17 protein-coding genes are annotated in these 15,980 nt (G+C 60.7%); 11 read left to right on the top strand and 6 right to left on the bottom strand.

From position 1 onward, the window contains the following. Positions 1-70: 70 nt before the first annotated feature. The 4 genes from murI to WCA10_RS22130 all read right to left on the bottom strand — a co-directional run bounded on the left by murI (position 71) and on the right by WCA10_RS22130 (position 3,771). The gene (gene murI, locus WCA10_RS22145; protein WP_472824708.1) at positions 71-958 is read right to left on the bottom strand and encodes a glutamate racemase; all 888 of its coding nucleotides are present in this window, start codon (positions 956-958) and stop codon (positions 71-73) included. Then, a complete protein-coding gene (locus WCA10_RS22140) occupies positions 955-1,590 on the bottom strand; it encodes a GerMN domain-containing protein (protein ID WP_472824707.1) in 636 nt (211 codons plus the stop codon). Before WCA10_RS22140 ends, murI begins: the two co-directional genes overlap by 4 nt. Then, positions 1,587-2,309: an N-acetylmuramoyl-L-alanine amidase gene (locus WCA10_RS22135; protein ID WP_472824706.1), complete on the bottom strand. Its 723-nt coding sequence runs from the start codon at positions 2,307-2,309 to the stop codon at positions 1,587-1,589. The genes WCA10_RS22140 and WCA10_RS22135 overlap by 4 nt, the downstream gene beginning before the upstream one ends. 139 nt (positions 2,310-2,448) lie before the next feature. Beyond that, positions 2,449-3,771 carry a DUF1015 domain-containing protein gene (locus tag WCA10_RS22130; protein ID WP_472824705.1) on the bottom strand — a complete coding sequence of 441 codons (1,323 nt, stop codon included), beginning with the start codon at positions 3,769-3,771 and terminating at the stop codon, positions 2,449-2,451. Between WCA10_RS22130 and WCA10_RS22125 the strand changes: the two genes are divergently transcribed. From WCA10_RS22125 to cysK, 3 genes are read left to right on the top strand one after another with little or no spacing between them, the layout of a single operon-like run. Then, positions 3,770-5,077 carry a VWA domain-containing protein gene (locus tag WCA10_RS22125; RefSeq protein WP_472824704.1) on the top strand — a complete coding sequence of 436 codons (1,308 nt, stop codon included), beginning with the start codon at positions 3,770-3,772 and terminating at the stop codon, positions 5,075-5,077. The genes WCA10_RS22130 and WCA10_RS22125 overlap by 2 nt on opposite strands. Beyond that, positions 5,061-6,134 carry a VWA domain-containing protein gene (locus WCA10_RS22120; RefSeq protein ID WP_472824703.1) on the top strand — a complete coding sequence of 358 codons (1,074 nt, stop codon included), beginning with the start codon at positions 5,061-5,063 and terminating at the stop codon, positions 6,132-6,134. The genes WCA10_RS22125 and WCA10_RS22120 overlap by 17 nt, the downstream gene beginning before the upstream one ends. 29 nt (positions 6,135-6,163) lie before the next feature. After that, the gene (cysK, locus tag WCA10_RS22115) at positions 6,164-7,117 is read left to right on the top strand and encodes a cysteine synthase A (RefSeq protein ID WP_472824702.1); all 954 of its coding nucleotides are present in this window, start codon (positions 6,164-6,166) and stop codon (positions 7,115-7,117) included. A 547-nt stretch (positions 7,118-7,664) separates the two neighbouring features. Here the strand turns inward: cysK and WCA10_RS22110 are convergent. After that, positions 7,665-7,826, bottom strand: a complete 162-nt coding sequence (locus WCA10_RS22110; RefSeq protein ID WP_472824701.1) for a hypothetical protein — start codon at positions 7,824-7,826, stop codon at positions 7,665-7,667. A 149-nt stretch (positions 7,827-7,975) separates the two neighbouring features. Here WCA10_RS22110 and WCA10_RS22105 point away from each other — a divergent pair, with 149 nt between their 5' ends. After that, positions 7,976-9,124 (top strand): trans-sulfuration enzyme family protein, encoded by a 1,149-nt coding sequence (locus tag WCA10_RS22105; RefSeq protein ID WP_472824700.1) that lies wholly within the window; start codon positions 7,976-7,978, stop codon positions 9,122-9,124. Positions 9,125-9,236: 112 nt separating this feature from the next. After that, positions 9,237-9,797: an REP-associated tyrosine transposase gene (locus tag WCA10_RS22100; protein WP_472824699.1), complete on the top strand. Its 561-nt coding sequence runs from the start codon at positions 9,237-9,239 to the stop codon at positions 9,795-9,797. A 45-nt stretch (positions 9,798-9,842) separates the two neighbouring features. On the opposite strand, the gene WCA10_RS22095 is transcribed toward WCA10_RS22100, so the two are convergent. Continuing rightward, positions 9,843-11,432: a DHA2 family efflux MFS transporter permease subunit gene (locus WCA10_RS22095; protein ID WP_472824698.1), complete on the bottom strand. Its 1,590-nt coding sequence runs from the start codon at positions 11,430-11,432 to the stop codon at positions 9,843-9,845. Positions 11,433-11,569: 137 nt separating this feature from the next. On the opposite strand from WCA10_RS22095, the gene tsaB reads away from it, so the two are divergent. The 6 genes from tsaB to WCA10_RS22065 all read left to right on the top strand — a co-directional run bounded on the left by tsaB (position 11,570) and on the right by WCA10_RS22065 (position 15,930). After that, complete coding sequence (gene tsaB / locus WCA10_RS22090) at positions 11,570-12,274, top strand: tRNA (adenosine(37)-N6)-threonylcarbamoyltransferase complex dimerization subunit type 1 TsaB (RefSeq protein ID WP_472824697.1); 705 nt, start codon at positions 11,570-11,572, stop codon at positions 12,272-12,274. Next, positions 12,271-12,741, top strand: a complete 471-nt coding sequence (locus tag WCA10_RS22085) for a GNAT family N-acetyltransferase (protein ID WP_472824696.1) — start codon at positions 12,271-12,273, stop codon at positions 12,739-12,741. Before tsaB ends, WCA10_RS22085 begins: the two co-directional genes overlap by 4 nt. Before the next feature lie 176 nt (positions 12,742-12,917). Continuing rightward, positions 12,918-13,127, top strand: coding sequence for a YdcH family protein (locus WCA10_RS22080; protein ID WP_472824695.1), 210 nt, complete (start codon positions 12,918-12,920; stop codon positions 13,125-13,127). A gap of 137 nt (positions 13,128-13,264) precedes the next feature. Continuing rightward, entirely contained in the window at positions 13,265-13,966 is a 702-nt protein-coding gene (locus tag WCA10_RS22075) for a phosphatidylserine decarboxylase family protein (protein ID WP_472824694.1), read from the top strand. Then, positions 13,963-14,880: a CDP-alcohol phosphatidyltransferase family protein gene (locus tag WCA10_RS22070; RefSeq protein WP_472824693.1), complete on the top strand. Its 918-nt coding sequence runs from the start codon at positions 13,963-13,965 to the stop codon at positions 14,878-14,880. The genes WCA10_RS22075 and WCA10_RS22070 overlap by 4 nt, the downstream gene beginning before the upstream one ends. A 24-nt stretch (positions 14,881-14,904) precedes the next feature. Next, entirely contained in the window at positions 14,905-15,930 is a 1,026-nt protein-coding gene (locus WCA10_RS22065; protein WP_472824692.1) for an Asd/ArgC dimerization domain-containing protein, read from the top strand. Positions 15,931-15,980 lie beyond the last annotated feature (50 nt).

Below are 15,980 nucleotides of genomic sequence, written 5' to 3'. Positions count from 1 at the left end.
CTTGGAATGGGGGAATCTATGCACGATTCAGGATATCAAGTCATTACGGCGCGTTTTGGATTGGAACTTGTCAGCCGCCGAGGTCGACGAGTTGGACGTTGATTACGGGGCGGCCGAGGAAGCGGGAGCCCAGGCGCTCGAATTTTTCGACAGAGTCGGTAGCGAAGAAGCGGAGGATCGGATCTTCGGGGGTGGGTTTGGGCGGTGCGCCGAGGTCGCGGCTGAGATGCATGACGAGCTTGTCGGCGCTGGATTCGGCGGAGTCGATGATGGTGAAGCCTGGAGGGAGGACGCGTTCGATGACGGGTTTGAGGAGCGGGTAGTGGGTGCAGCCGAGGACGAGGGTGTCCGGCTTCATGCCCTGGGATGCGGCCTGGGTGGTGAGTTCGTCGAGGTAGATGCGTACGACTTCGGCGGTGACGGCTGCCTGCGGTTGTACAGGCGCGGCAACAGGCTCGTTGAGGATGGAAGGGGTAACCCAGCCTTCTTCAACGAGGGGAACGAGAAGGGGGCAGGCTTTCTCGAGGGCGCGAAGGCCGTGGGTTTGGCACGCGGCGGCGTAGGCGTGGCTGTGCACGGTGGCGTCGGTGGCGATAACGAGGACGTCGCGCGTTTTCGACGCTCTGTGAGCGGCTTCGGCGCCGGGTTCGATGACGCCGATGACGGGAACGGAGGGGACGGCTTCCTTGATGTCTTCGAGGGCGAGGGCGCTGGCGGTGTTGCAGGCGATGACGAGGTAGTCGGCGCCCTGCTCTTCGACCAGGAAACGCGCGCTCTGGGCTGCGTAGCGAGCGATGGTGCGGCGGGACTTGGAGCCGTAGGGGAGTCGGGCGGTGTCTCCGATAAAGGCATAGCGAGCCTGGGGTGCGCGGGCGATGAGGGCGCGCAGGACGGTGAGTCCGCCGAAACCGGAGTCGAAGACGCCGATGGTGGGGGTGGTGAAGGACGGTTCGGTCACGGGGTGCTTCCTTCGGTGGGCAGCGCGTCGGCGGTCAGGTAGGTGCGGGTGAGGTCGGCGTGGCCGGCGAGAGTGCGGCGCGGTTGGCCGTCGACGAGGAAGCGGACTTCCGTGACATTGGGCAGGTTGGCGCGCAGGGTTGCGCAGATGGATAGGACGGTCAGGGATTCGGTTTCGAGGCCGGAGGGATGGCTGGCGGCGAAGGTGCCGGTGAGGTTCACGACGGCGAGTTGGTTGCCGGTATCGGAGGCTTTGGGGCTGGACATTGATCCGGGCATGGGCAAAAGAAAGACCTGGGCGACGGAGGCGGCTCCTCCGGGGACGGAGTGGGTGGAGTTGGGCGAGGCGTAGAGGTCGAGCAGTTTGCCGAGGACGGCGCGGGTGCGGGCATCGGGATCGGCGGGAAGCGGCAGGGAACGGAGTTGGGGAACAAGGGAGTTGTCCATGTCGTTGGCGACGACGAGGGTGGCCTGTTCGGCGGGGGCTACTTCGGGGGCCTGGGTGGGGGCGGTGGTTTCGCCGGCAAGCAGGCGCTTGTGGGCACGCTCGCGAAGCTGCCAGAGCTTGAAGCCCATGCCAAGCGAGGCGAGCAGGAGGACCGCGAAGAGGATTTTCTGGTAGCGCGGGATCATGGCTGGCGGGCCCCCGTGCGGCTGGGGTCGGAACGCCATTCGAGAATTGCGGCGGCGAGGGCGGCGGCAACGCGGGATTGGTAGTCGGGATTGTCGGGCTCGGTGGTGATGTTCTTGTCTGCGTCGCGTTCAGGAGCGATCTCAACGGCAACGGCGGGGCAGGTCATGCTCTCGATGCCGGAAAGGGGAATGCGACCGAGGGTGACGGTGAAGCCGGCGTGGGTGAGCGAGGAGTTAAGCGCACCGGCAAGCGCGAGGCTGCGCGTGATCCACGGGGCCTGGGCGGTCTTCCACGCGAGGAAACGTGTCTGCGGCGCAGGCGCTAGGGAGGACGTGAAAAGATGCACCCCGGCACCGCTTTCGCTGGCGTGAAGGCTGAGGCAGACAGCGGCGTTGGCGTGGTTGGCAATGGCCGCGCGCTGGTCGAGTTCGAGCGAGGCGTCGGACTCGCGCGTGGTGACGACCTGAATGCCGCGCGCGGCGAGCAGGGAACGGAGGCGCACGTTGAGGGCGAGGTTGGCGGACTTTTCGAGCTGGCCGCTGTCGAGATGGGCGCCAGTGTCGTCGCCCCCGTGGGCGGCGTCGAGCAGGACGACGAAGCGAGGGGCGGGCGGGGGCTCAGGGGGAGTGGCTGGCCGTTGCGCGACGCTGGCAAGTGAAAAGGTCGCGCCAGCGAGAATCTGCCCCCAAAAAACCGTCTTGAAAGGGCACGGTTTCAACCGTGCCATAAATGTCGCAGAGTGATCATCGGCTTTAGCCGCTGAGGGACGTTTCGCTAGTTCCTGACTGTCTTTCCACAGCCTGTAAAGTCGTCCCCTGACACGAGGCGCGCAGCGGTCCGTGAATGCCGAGACCAGCTTACTCCAGCGCATAGATGGTGAGACCGCTGAGAAGCTTGGGGAAGAAATCGGTGGATTTCTGCGGCATGACGGAGCCCGCGAAGGCGACTTCGCGGAGCTGCTCCATGGTGACGGGGTTGGTGAGGAACGTGACATCGGCTTCGCCGCGGTGGACCTGCTCGACTGCCTCGGAGGCGTCGCGCAGGTAGCGAAGGTTGGTCTGCTCGCGCACCTTCTCGGCATCGAGGCCGAGGAGTTTGTCGAGGATGATGGTGTGCAAGTGGCTGAGGTCAAGCTGGCGCTGGTTTTCGGGCAGGTCGGCGAGAGCCGCTGCAGTAGCGTCGGGTTTCGAACGCAGCAGAAATGCGCCGGCGCGGGTCACGGCGACGAAGCCTGTTCCTGATTGGTGGCGCAGTGTGTCGATGCAGGAGGCAGCCGAGGTGTCGGGAAGTTTTTCGATGGAGAAGAACTGCTCGGCGGAGCGTGCGAAGGCTGCGGGATCGAAGCTGGGCAGGCTGTGGACGACGCGGTGTGTGGGCAGGATAACGAGGCCTTCGGAGTCCATGTTGACGAAGGTCATCATGACGGCGGCTTCGGGATAGGCAGGCTGGGGAAGCTCGTTGGCGTTGTGCTCAGTTCGCTTGGGAGTGGCGGCGTGCTCTTTGGAGTAGTTCAGTGCCGTTTCGTAGCGATGGTGGCCGTCGGCGATGATGAGCTTCTTGTCGGCCATGGTGCTGGTGAGGAGGCGAATGATGGCGGGGTCGCTGACGCGCCAGACGCGGTGCAGGACTCCGTATTCGTCAGCGACTTCGGCGTCGGCCGGGCCTGCGCCGTCATAGAGGATTTTCTCGACGCTGCGGGCGGGATCGGAGTAGAGCATGAAGATCTGGCCGAAGTGGGCGCGCGTGGCTTTGAGGAGGTTCAAGCGGTCGCTCTTGGGCTTGGAGAGGGTCTGTTCGTGGCGGAATACGACCTGGTCGGCGTATTCATGCAGCTTGCCAAGGGCGATGAAGCCGCGGCGTTCCTTAAGCTCGTCGGAACCGGGCACGCGGAAGCGCTGGGCGTAGGCGAAGATAGCCGGGTCGCGCTCCTGAACGAGGATGGATTGTTCGCGCCATGCCTTGAAGTCGCGGGCGGCGCGGCTATAGACATTTTCAGCACGCTCGGCATCAAACAGTTCGGGCAGCCCAAGGATAATGCGGACAAGATTGTAGGGGCTGCGCTGGTAGTAAGCCTCTTGCATGGCTGGCGAGATTTTGTCATAGGGCTGGGTGACCACGTCTTGAAGGCGGACAGCCGACGGATTGTAGCGCCATGCGCGGAACGGATAGATACTCGCCATGCGAAAGGTCTTGCTCCCTATAGAAAAGGCAGGATATATGCAGCAGGATTCGACGGGGAAAGTCCCGCCGGAACTGTCGCTTAGAGTCGATTGTATCCCAGCGGAGATCACCGATTTCAGTCGGGCAACGTCAAAGAAAACAGGGGCATCCCTGGGGAAACGCAAGGGACCGGCGGAGCGTGCTAAACTCGCCATCAATCCCATGTACGAGCCCACGTACGAGCCCAGGTACGAGCGCATGAACCCACTCCTCAAATGGCTCGAGGCACCGCACGGACAGTTCCGCAGACCGTGGCTTGCGGCCATTTGCATGGTGGCGCTTGCGGTTTTTGGCGCCGGGACGATCAAGGCACAGGACAATCCGCTGGACAAGGTACATGTGCGGCCGCCGGCAACCGATGCACCGACCGCGGGAGCACCGGCGGGAGTGGATGCGCCGGCCGCGACGGGAGCCGGAAAGGCGAGGCCCGGGTCGCTGATCAAGATGAATGTGGACATGGTGCTGGTGCCGGTCACGGTGACGGACCCCATGAATCGCCTTGTGACGGGGCTGGAGAAGGAAGACTTCCAGGTTTACGAAAATAATGGCCAGCAAGGGATCAAGAGTTTCGCCAGTGAAGATGCGCCGGTCTCGATCGGGATTATTTTTGATCTTTCCGGATCGATGACGTCAAAGCTCATCCGCGCGCGCGAGTCGATCATTCAGTTCATTAAGACGGCCAATCCCGAGGACGAGTTTTTTGTGATCGGGTTCAATGACCGTCCCGAACTGATTGAGGATTTCACGAGTTCGGTGGAAGATATCCAGGCTCGGCTGGCAACGGTGCGCAGCGGTCACCGGACGGCGCTGCTGGATGCGATTTACTACGGCGTGGCCAAGATGAAAGAAGCCAAGCACGAGCGGAAGGCGCTGCTGGTGGTCTCGGATGGCGGGGACAATCGATCGAGATATACGGAAGGCGAAGTCCGCGCTCAGGTGCGGGAGTCGGACGTGGAGATTTATTCGATCGGAATCTTCGATCCGTACGCGGCTACACCTGAGGAACGCACGGGACCGGTCCTGCTGAACGATCTGTGCGAAGAGACGGGTGGGCGACTTTTCCGGGTGGATGACGTCTCTGAAATGGGTGACATTGCGGAGAAGATTTCGACGGAACTGCGCAATCAATATGTGATCGGATACACGCCCAAGAACATTTCTCGCGACGGCAAGTGGCGTAAAGTGAAGGTGAAGCTAAATCCGCCATCGGGTTTGCCTCCACTCACGGTCCATGCTCGAACCGGATACTATGCGCCTTTGCAATAAAGCAATCCTATCTGTACTCATCCTGGTTTCGACTCTCACGCTGGGTGCCCAACAGGCACCAAAACCGGCTGTCGCTGCCACGCCGGCCCAGGCTCCTTCGCTGACGGTAGACACTGACCCTGTCCGTTCACCGGATGCCGAGAAAGCGCCGAGCGTGAACGGCGAACCTTTGCATAAAGAGGGCGGCGAAGGGTACGTGCTGCATACCAATGTGGAGGAAGTGGTGCTGAACGCCACGGTGCTGGAGGGTTCCCAGCTGGTGCAGACACTAAAGCAAGGGAACTTTCAGGTTTTTGAAGACGGTGTAAAGCAGAACATCATCAGCTTTCAGCACACCGATCTCCCGGTATCGATCGGCCTGGTTGTCGACAATTCCGGCTCGATGTCGAAGAAGCGTCCTGCAGTGAATAAAGCTGCCGTGGACCTGGTGGAAGCCTCGAATCCGGAAGATGAAGCGTTTGTGGTGAATTTCTCAGACGAGGCCTACATCGACCAGGACTTTACCGCGAATGTGAACAAGCTTCGCGATGGATTGAGCCACATTGAGTCGCGGGGTGGCACGGCGCTGTACGATGCCGTGGTTGCGTCGGCAGACAAGCTGGTGGCGGATGCAAAACGGCCGAAGCAGGTGCTGGTGCTGATCACGGACGGTGAAGATAACGCCTCGACCTTGACGCTGGATCAGACGATACGGCGCGTGCAAGAACTTTCGGGTCCAGTGATTTATACGATCGGGCTTTTGTTTGGCGATGAGATGAGCCGTGCCGAAGTTCGGCATGCGCGGCGGGCGCTGGAACTGCTGTCGAACGAGACGGGCGGGATTGCATTCTTCCCCAAGTCGATGGAACAGGTGGACGAGATTGCCGCCGAAGTGGCGCGCGATATTCGAAGCCAGTACACGATCGGCTATCACTCCTCGAAGCCGTCGAACGAGCCGGGATTTCGCCGCGTGAGCGTGACTGCCGAGGCGCAGGGCATGGGCAAGTTGACCGTGCGGACGCGGACAGGATATTTCCCGGTGACACGGGTCGCCAAGCGGCCTGCGCAGAAGAAATAGCCGGGCGCAGTAAGCTAAACTGAATTGCCATGGCAGTCGAAAGCCCCACCTCCTCTCCCGTCCGCGTTGCATCCGATATCACTCAACTGGTTGGCCATACGCCGATGCTTCGGCTCGGCAGAGTTGTGCCGAGCGAGTCGGCCGCGGTGTTTGCCAAGCTTGAGTTTCTGAACCCAGGCGGCAGCATCAAGGACCGCGCTGCGCTGGGCATGATTCTGGATGCCGAAGCGCGGGGCCTACTGCACGAGGGCTCTACGATTGTGGAGGCGACGGCGGGAAATACCGGCGTGGGGCTGGCGCTGATCGGCGTGAATCGCGGCTACAAAGTGAAGCTGTTTGTGCCGGAGGGATTCGCGGAAGAGAAGTGCATCCTGATGCGCGGATTTGGCGCGGAGGTGGTGCGGACGCCGGAGGCCGAGGGAATGGCGGGAGCTATCGCAGCGGCGAACAAAACTGCGGATGCGATTCCAGGCGCTTTCATGGCGGGGCAATTTACAAATCAATCGAATCCGCAGTTTCATCACGATACGACGGGCGCGGAGATCTGGGAGCAGATGGAAGGACGCGTGGACGGATTTGTGGCCGGCGTGGGAACGGGCGGAACGTTCTCGGGCGTTGCGCGATATCTGAAGGAGAAGAATCCGGCGGTGGTGACAGTGGCTGTGGAGACGCAGGGTTCGATTCTGCAGGGTGGCGCGCCGGGCAAGCATCGCGTCGAGGGCATCGGCGTTCACTTCATTCCGGAGACGTTTCATCGCGATGTGTGTGACCGCGTTGTGATGGTGAGCGATGAGGATGCGTTCACAATGGTGAAGCGGCTCGCGGCAGAAGAGGGACTTGTGGGCGGGTCTAGCTCGGGAGCGGCTGTGTTTGCCGCGGCTGCTTTGGCGAAGGAACTAGGCGCGGGGAAGCGCGTGGCGACGATCATTCCAGACTCGGCGGAGCGATACTTGTCGAAGAAGATCTTCGAGGGCGGCATCTAGTGCGGCGCCCGCCGCTACTCGTTTCAACCGATTTGAGTTTTGATGTCAATACCCGGCCGCGACGGAATTCGCCCCATCTCGCTGATTCCACTACGAAAAAGAATTTCCGCAGTTTTGCAGATTAATTCTCCAAATTCCCTACACTGGAACCAATTGCATAAATGAGCTCTGAAAGACTTCACAGCCGAGGAATGTTTTTCTAAAGATCGTGGCATTGATCGTGGCATTTTCCGCAGCCCGCTTGGCCCTGCGCGACCCTCGTGCGAAACCGCGCCTTCGATTGCGAAGAGGCATTCTCCGGCTCCGTATGATGGACGAAGCACCGCATTATGGAATGACCTGCTCCAAAGACAGTGCAAATAGCCCAAGACAGGCCATTAAGTCCCATCTTTTGAAGACTTTGAGATCTAAGTCTAATAAAAACAGCGATTACAGGACCCCTTCCGAAGCCAAGTCCTTACCGCTGAATACTTTGCCTGAAAGACGCAAAAAAACAGGGCAACCGAATGGTTGCATATTGTTCAAACCATCACACCCAGCGTCCGATTTACGCGCGCGCGGCGGAGTGGCTGCAGCCATCGTGGCCGCAGGTGCACATGATTTCGGTCTTGTCGCCGATGCCTTCGCAGTGCGCGCTGCAGTACTTCTGCTTCTCTGGTGGAATGCAGCCACAGGCTGGATTCGCGCATTTTTTTGGGGTTGTGGCCATGTTTTACTCCTCGGTGCCCAGGTCGCCCGGGTACAGGGCTGTTCGATGCGGAGTTTCCGCAAAGGGATGGCAGCGCTGAGTCACTTCCGCCCAGCAACCGGTGCTCCGCGATAAGCTAGAAGCCAGGAGCAAGCAGCCAGCAAATTATCATGTCCGAGCAAAAATACGCAACTCTCGCCGTGCATGCGGGGCAGCATCCTGACCCGCTGACCGGCGCCGTCAATGTCCCCGTTTACCTTTCTTCCACGTTTGAGCTGACCGGCATCGGCACCGACAAGGGGTATGACTATTCGCGTGCCGGAAACCCGACGCGCGCAAGGCTGGAGACTGCTCTGGCTGCGCTGGAGGGCGGAACGTGCGGTCACGCATTTGCGAGCGGCATGGCGGCGATCTATGCCCTGGTGGCGACGCTTCGTTCGGGCGATCATGTGATTGTTTCGGCCAACGTCTATGGCGGAACTACCCGGCTCTTCAACCTGATCATTCAACATTACGGGATCGAGATTGAGTACGTGGACACTGCGAACCTTGATGCGGTGAAAGCGGCGATCAAGACGAATACGAAGCTGATGCACATCGAGACGCCGACCAATCCGCTGATGGTGCTGACGGATATTGCGGCGGTGAGCGAGATTGCGCATGCGCATGGCGTTGAGGTGAGCGTGGACAACACGTTCATGTCGCCGGCACTGCAGAGCCCGCTGGCGCTGGGTGCGGATGTGGTGATGCACTCGACCACAAAATTTCTCAACGGACACTCGGATGGATTGGGCGGAGCGCTGATCGGATCGAAGCCGGAGCACAAGGATCGGTTCTTGCTGGTGCAGAAGGCGGCGGGCGGAATCCTGTCGCCGTTTGAATGCTTCCTGGTGCTGCGCGGCATCAAGACGCTGCCGCTGCGCATGAAGCAGCACGAGGAGAATGGGCGCGCGGTGGCGGAGTTCCTTTCGACGCAGCCGAAGCTGAAACGGCTGGCGTATCCGGGATTGAAGAGCCATCCGCAGCATGAACTGGCGAAGAAGCAGCAGCGCGGATTCGGATCGATGCTGAGTTTCGACCTGGGATCGCGGGAGAAGGCGGGGAAGTTTCTTGGTGCGTTAAAGCTGTTCTTGAATGCGGAATCGCTGGGTGGGGTGGAGTCGCTGGCTTCGCACTCGGCGACGACGACGCATTTCGCACTTACGGATGCGGAACGCGCGAAGGTGGGGATCACCGAGGGGTTGGTGCGGCTGTCGATCGGCATCGAAGACAAGGATGATCTGATTGCGGACCTGGAGCAGGCGCTGAAGGCGGTGTGAAGAACAGCTTTCAGCCGTCAGCTATCAGGCATGTGGCCCGCTCATCGATTCAGACTATACACTTTGAGGGTTTGACGACGGCCTGTGCCCCGTTCATCGCGGCGTTATCGCGATGAGCGGGTCTGGAAGCGGCTTTGCTATTTGCGGTGACACCATGCCATATGGATTGAAGCGGTTCCAGAAAGCCGAGGCTCTTCACTTCATCACCTTCAGTTGCTTTCACCGTCTCCCGTTGCTTGAGGCACCGGAGCCCAAGGACACATTCGAGGCTGTTCTGGAACAGGTTCGAGCACGTCATCAGGCCAGGATCTATGCTTACGTTCTGATGCCTGAGCACGTCCACCTGCTCATCAACGAACCGTCATCGATCCTTCTGGCGCAGCTTGTGAAGGCTCTCAAGCAGACCACGTCGCGCAAATTGAAAGGTGAACGCGAGCGGTTCTGGCAGGAACGCTGTTTTGACGGCAACATCCGGGGCGAATCGGCCCGCTCCGAAGTGATCCGATACATTCATCGCAATCCTGTGAAACGAGGACTGGTGGTCTCGCCGGAGCAGTATAAGTGGAGCAGCTTTTCGCACTACGTTACGGGGCTTCGAGGAGTGGTGGAGATCGAGTCGGAGTGGACGGCGAGCCTTCGCAGACCATTCATTGCAACCCGCTCATCGCGATGAAGCCGCGATGAACGGGGCACAGACTAGCGTTTGGGGGCGGATTCGTCAGTGGCCCAGGGGGGCGGCGGGGAGTTTCTTGGGGCGCTGCATTAAAAACGGGAGCGGGATGAGGACGGTGGTGACCGCTACCATGACCCAGACGACATCGACATAGGCGAGAAGACGGGCTTGGATCTGGGCCATGCCGTAGATTTGTGCGCCGGCGTGGTTGATGGCGTCGGGCATGGCGGAGCCGCGCTGCACCCACGCACCTGCGAGGCCGGCGCGCATCTGGTCATAGGGTGGATTGCCCGATGCGGCTTTCGGCACGAGCATGGCGAGATGTTTCTGGCTGAGGCGCGCCAGCAGCGTGGTGATGAAACTGATGCCGACGCTGCCGCCGAGATTGCGCATGAGCGCGGTGAGTCCGCTGACCTCGTTGTATTTTTCCTGCGGGATTCCTGAGTAGCAGAGCGTGTTGATGGGGATGAAGAGGAAGGGCAGGCCAAGCGCGATGAAGACGCGCCAGCTGACGGCCTGTCCGAAGCTGATGTTGGGATTGATGGTCGTCATGCGCCAGAGGCCGAAGGTCGTGATGACGAATCCGACGGCGACGAGTTTGCGGGGGTCGAATTTGGGCGCGAGGGCGCCGGCGACAGGGAACAAGAGCATCAGCACAAGTCCACCTGAGGAGACGGCCATGCCGGCCTGCCTCGCGGAGTAGCCCATGATCTCCTGCAGGAATTCGGGAATGAGGACGGTGGAGGAATAGAGCGCGACGCCGACCATGAACATGACGAGCTGGGTCATGCCGACATTTCTTCGCGCAAAGAGGCGCAGATCGAGCACGGGGTGGTCGATGGAGAGTTCGCGCCAGAAGAAGAGCGTGAGTCCGATGATCGCCGTGATGAGGAGGGTGACGATGAAGCGGGAACTGAGCCAGTCGTCTTCCTGGCCTTTGTCGAGCATGATCTGGATAGAGCCGATGGCAATGATGAGGAGGCCGAGTCCCCAGTAGTCGATGCCTTCGCGGCGCTTGCGGACTTCGGCGAGATAGGGCGGGTCTTCGACGAGGCGGTTGGAGAGATAAAGGGAAATGATGCCGACGGGAATGTTGAGAAAGAAGATCCAGCGCCAGGTGTAGTTGTCGACGATCCAGCCGCCGACGGTGGGTCCGAGGACAGGGGCGGTGACGACGGCGACTCCGTAGACCGCGAAGGCCATGCTTCGTTTCTGGGGCGGGAAGGTGTCAGCGAGGATGGACTGCTCGCTGGGCTGCAGGCCGCCGCCGGCTGCGCCTTGCAGAACGCGGAAGAAGACGAGCATGCCGAGAGTTGGGGCGAAGCCGCAAAGCAGCGATGCGACGGTGAAGAGAAAGACGCAGGACATGTAGAAGCGCTTGCGCCCGATGCGGTTGGCGATCCAGCCCGAGATGGGCAGGACCATGGCATTGGCGACGAGGTAGCTGGTGAGGACCCAGGTGGCCTCTTCGGGGCTGGCGCCGAGCGAGCCGCCGATGTGGGGCATGGCGACGTTGGCGATGGAGGTGTCGAGCGCCTCCATGAAGGTGGCGAGGGTGACGGTGATGGCGATGGCCCAGGGGTTGGCGCGGGGTCGCCACGTGTCGTGGAATGTGGATGTCGCCGCGGCGGCCAACGCCTGGTCCTTTCGGGGTTGAAGAGGCTTCGTTTTGGCGCCGTAGGCAGCCGTTTGAAACAGGGGAGTGCTTAGAACAGATTACCGGAATTGGGGCCGGCTGAGGGCGGGCGGGGGTGTGTAATCCTGAGAGGGAGATGCCCGATAGTCAATCAGTTGCGGAGAGCATGGACAGGAAAGGGTTGCTGGTGCTCGGGGTGGACACGTGCGGGCCGACGGGGTCGGTGGCGCTGGCGCGGGTTGAAGGCGGCGGGGCGCGGATGCTCGGAAAGACGGAACTGGCTGGGCGGAGCTATTCGGCGACGCTGGTGGCGGCGGTGGAGGAGTTGCTGACGGCAGGCAATGTAAAACTGGCGGACCTGGTGGCCATTGTTGTGGCGAGTGGGCCGGGTAGCTTTACGGGTGTGCGCGTGGGGCTGAGCGCGGTGAAGGGGCTGGCTGAGCCGGGCCGGATTCCGGTGGTGGCAGTGTCACGGTTGGCGGTGATGGCGGCAAAGGCGGGTGTGGAGTCGGCGGCGCTGGATGCGCATCGGCACGAGGTGTTTCTGCGGCTGGGCGGCGAGAAGGCGAGGGAGCTGCTGGCCGGGGTTGAAGAGCTTGCGGGCGTTCCGGTGCCAGGTGGATCGATCGCAGTGTGCGACGAGGCTGCGGAGAGCCTGCTGGCAAGGGCGTGGCCAGCGGCGACGCTGGTGCGAACATTGGCGCCGACGGCGGGGGATGCGATCGAACTGTGCTTGCCAAGGGTTTTGGAGCGGAGTTTCGACGATCTGGCGCTGCTGGATGGGCACTACTTGCGGCGGTCGGATGCGGAGATTTTTGGGGATACGGTGCATCACGCATGACGGAAGAGGCACGCTTCCGGATTCGCCCGCTTGAGGGGCCGGACGTAGACCGGCTGGCGGAGATCGCGGCGGGGTTGGAGCAGGCACCGCAATGGCCTCGCTCTGTCTACGATTCGCTGCTTGAGAACGCTGGTCGTGAGCGCATTGTGCTGGTTGCTGAGGACCATGGAAGCGGGTTTGTTGCAGGGTTTGTGGTTGCGCGTCTTATCCCGCCGGAGGCGGAGTTGGAATCGATTGCTGTCGCGGGCGAATTTCAGCGCCGGGGGGTGGCGCGGGAGCTGTTTTCGGCGCTTGCGGGGGTGCTGGGTCGAACCGGCGTTGGGGAGATCATGCTTGAAGTGCGGGCCGGCAGCGGGGCGGCGCTTGGGCTTTATCGGTCATTAGGATTCACTGAGGAAGGCCGGCGACGAGGCTACTATGCTGACCCGGTTGAGGATGCTGTTCTGATGCGTTTGCCGCTGAAGTAGGCGGTCGGGGCGGGTTCATGCGGCGGCTCGGCATGGCATCGCGTGATCTTAATCACTCTGATTGAGGCAGGGTTAAGAATTCCACAGACTTCGTCATTTTCCTGGGCCTTCCCGCTTGCCGATTGCGGGCGGGGAGGACTATAAAAATTGGATTAAGAACACAAGGAGGTGCTTTGATGGATGAGATAAATGACTCCACGCTGGGCGAAGAAATAGGTCGTCTCCACGCCGAACATCGTCGCTACGCTCAGCGGTTGGAAGAATTGCTTCAAAAGCCTTATCTGTCTACGGATGAGCAGCTCGAAGAAGTGCGCCTGAAGAAGTTGAAACTTCATGCCAAGGACCTGATCTACGCTCTCGAGCATCGGGCCCCGGCAATCGCATAAAGTTTCAGGCCGAATGGGCCAGTGACGATGATTTTGACGGCATAGTTGCGCGCCTGCGCGACGTGGGGCCGTTCTCACCTGAGGAGTCTCCCTTCGATATCCCTGTGTTGAATTCAACCGTATAATCGTTAGGGACAATGGTTCGTGACGGTTACATCTACGGTTTGAGCCTGCTTGCAGTGGGCGGAGTGCTGGTGTGGGCCACCGGAACGTGGGTCTGGAGTATCGTTCCGATTCTGTTGGCCGCGTTCTTCCTCTGGTTCTTCCGCGATCCGCAGCGCGCCGTTCCCAGGGGAGCTGGACTTATTGTTTCCCCTGCCGACGGGGTTGTCACCGAAACGGTACGCATCGATACTCCGCGGGGACCGCGGCAGCGCGTAAGCATTTTTCTGAATGTCTTCGATGTGCATGTGAACCGTTCGCCAATCGCGGGTGAGGTGACTTCTGTTCGCTATCAGAAGGGAAAATTTCTGAATGCGATGAACGTGGAGTCCGCCGAGCGCAACGAACAGAATATTGTGACCGTGCACGGCGAAGGCATGGAGATCGTCTTCAAGCAGATTGCGGGTTTGATTGCGCGGCGCATTGTCTTCAACCATCGCGAAGGCGACCGCGTGGAGCGCGGACAGCGCGTGGGACTGATCAAGTTTGGGTCGCGGACGGACATTATTCTGCCGTCGGAAGCAGAGATTCGCGTGAAGACCGGCGAGCGCGTCAAGGGCGGGGCCTCGATCATCGCCGAACTGCCGGAGTCGGAACTTGCGGTGGGCGTGACCAACCAGCGGAAGGCAGCAAGCGCAAGCGCGGAGCCGGCATTCGAAGAGGGAGACGAAGCTTGAACTCCGGGGACGCGGCGCTTGCCAAAGCGAAGAACCGGGCGCGGCTGCGTCGCGGGATGTTCATTCTGCCTTCTTTCTTTACAGCACTGAATATTGGCGCGGGGTATTTTGCGATTACGCAGACGATTGCGGCCATCAGCGGCAACGCGATGGCGAATCGCACGCTGACGCATCTTGATCTGGCAGCGATCGCGATCCTTGTGGCTATTCCATTTGATTCGCTGGACGGACGGATCGCGCGCATGACCAACACGGCGAGCGATTTTGGCCGGGAACTCGATTCGCTTGCGGACGTGATCACGTTTGGGGTTGCGCCGAGCTTGCTGGCGTATGTGTGGGGATTTTATTTTCTGCCGGACACCATCAATCCGCAGTTGCGGCTGCACCTGATACAAGCCGGGCCATTTATCTGCTTCTTGTTTTTGATTGGTGGGGCATCGCGACTGGCGCGCTTCAACATCAGTAAGGATCCGAAGCCGAGAAATCCGGGACGGCCGGACCGAAAGTATTTTGTAGGAATGCCGATTCCGGCGGCGGCGGGGTTGCTGGCAGCGACTGTGCATTTCTGCGGGGGGATTCCAGTACAGGCGTGGTGGGTGTCTTGCCTGTGGCTTGGACTTGTCGGGTTGGCCGGATTTCTGATGGTGAGCACGTGGCGCTTCTGGTCGGGCAAGGAGATCGATCTCAGCCGCAGCCATCCCTTCCGACTGATCCTGGTGATGGCAATCGTGCTCTATATGATGATCAGGTTCTCAGAGGTCGTACTGTTTTCGATCGCGCTGATCTACATGTTTTCTGGGATCTGGGCGCGGGCGGCGTATGGATGGTCGCGGCGACGGCGGCGTGGGCAGAAAACGGAAGCGCCGAGACTGCCGGAGGGCCCGAACGCTGATCTGGATCCGCATCACACATAAGTTCAAACGACAAGAAGGAAGCCTGTGTACAAGATTGCGATTGTTGGAGCTGCGACGCTGCTTGGTAAGGAGCTGAAGGATGCTCTCACGGAGTCCTCACTCGCTGCGAACGAGATCGTGCTTTTTGATGAGGACGAGGGACTCGGCCAACTCGATCAACTTGGCGACGAGGTCACGTTTGTGCAGGCGATCGGCGCGGACTCATTCGAGCACCTGGACTTCACATTCTTTTGCGGCACCGAGAGCCTGACGCGGAAGCACTGGCGCGAAGCGCTGCGGGCGGGATCGACGGTACTGGATCTCTCAGGAGCACTGGACCAGGAGACGGGAGTGCTGGTGCGCTCGCCCTGGGTGGGGGCACAGGAGGTTGCGGCCGATCTGTTTACACCGGCGGTTGTGCCGGCACATCCAGCGGCACTGGCCCTGGCGCTGTTGATGGAGCGGCTGCAGCAGGCAGCGCCCGTGCGGCAGGCTGCGGCGACAGTGCTACTGCCGTCGAGTGAATTCGGGCGCGCGGGGATGGATGAATTGCATCAGCAGACTGTAAACCTGCTGAGCTTCCAGTCGATTCCGCGGGAGACGTTCGATGCGCAGCTGGCGTACAACCTGCTCTGCGGGTTTGGCGAAAATGCCAAGGCGAGCATGCTTGCGATAGACGGCAGGATTCGGCGGCAGTATGCGGCCCTGGCGGGAAGACGGCTGCCGGCTCTGGCAATACAGACGATCAGCGCGCCGGTATTTCACGGTCATGGATTCTCGATTTTTGCGGAGCTGGAGCGGCCGGTGGATGTGTCGGCGCTGGAGGATGCGTTGAGCGGAGATCATGTCGACCTGGTGCTTGAAGACACGGATTCGCCTTCAAACCTGACGGCAACGGGACAGAACGATGTATTGGTGCGGCTGCGGCTGGAGCCTGGTCCGCGCAATGCGAATGAATCGTCGCGCCTGTGGTTGTGGGCGGCTTCAGACAATCTGCGCCTGTACGCGCAGAATGCGGTGGAGTGTGCGCTGGACCTGCGACGGCTGAGGCCGCAGGGGACGGTGCAGTGAATAGTGAAACAGTGAAGCAGTGAAACAGTGAAACAGTGAAAACACAGTGA

The organism is Occallatibacter sp., assembly GCF_049582745.1.
Lineage (GTDB): Bacteria > Acidobacteriota > Terriglobia > Terriglobales > Acidobacteriaceae > Telmatobacter.
Note: the sequence above shows the minus strand (reverse complement) of the source record. Positions and strands in the feature narration are given on the sequence as shown.

Bases quoted from the DNA above. Each gene is read 5' to 3' on its own strand.
- WCA10_RS22085 (WP_472824696.1), top strand. From the start codon at position 12,271: ATGACGGAAGAGGCACGCTTCCGGATTCGCCCGCTTGAGGGGCCGGAC.
- cysK (WP_472824702.1), top strand. From the start codon at position 6,164: ATGGCAGTCGAAAGCCCCACCTCCTCTCCCGTCCGCGTTGCATCCGAT.
- WCA10_RS22125 (WP_472824704.1), top strand. From the start codon at position 3,770: ATGCGAAAGGTCTTGCTCCCTATAGAAAAGGCAGGATATATGCAGCAG.
- WCA10_RS22100 (WP_472824699.1), top strand. From the start codon at position 9,237: ATGAGCGGGTCTGGAAGCGGCTTTGCTATTTGCGGTGACACCATGCCA.
- WCA10_RS22130 (WP_472824705.1), bottom strand. From the start codon at position 3,771: ATGGCGAGTATCTATCCGTTCCGCGCATGGCGCTACAATCCGTCGGCT.
- WCA10_RS22080 (WP_472824695.1), top strand. From the start codon at position 12,918: ATGGATGAGATAAATGACTCCACGCTGGGCGAAGAAATAGGTCGTCTC.
- tsaB (WP_472824697.1), top strand. From the start codon at position 11,570: ATGCCCGATAGTCAATCAGTTGCGGAGAGCATGGACAGGAAAGGGTTG.
- WCA10_RS22105 (WP_472824700.1), top strand. From the start codon at position 7,976: ATGTCCGAGCAAAAATACGCAACTCTCGCCGTGCATGCGGGGCAGCAT.
- WCA10_RS22110 (WP_472824701.1), bottom strand. From the start codon at position 7,826: ATGGCCACAACCCCAAAAAAATGCGCGAATCCAGCCTGTGGCTGCATT.
- WCA10_RS22120 (WP_472824703.1), top strand. From the start codon at position 5,061: ATGCGCCTTTGCAATAAAGCAATCCTATCTGTACTCATCCTGGTTTCG.
- WCA10_RS22140 (WP_472824707.1), bottom strand. From the start codon at position 1,590: ATGATCCCGCGCTACCAGAAAATCCTCTTCGCGGTCCTCCTGCTCGCC.
- WCA10_RS22075 (WP_472824694.1), top strand. From the start codon at position 13,265: ATGGTTCGTGACGGTTACATCTACGGTTTGAGCCTGCTTGCAGTGGGC.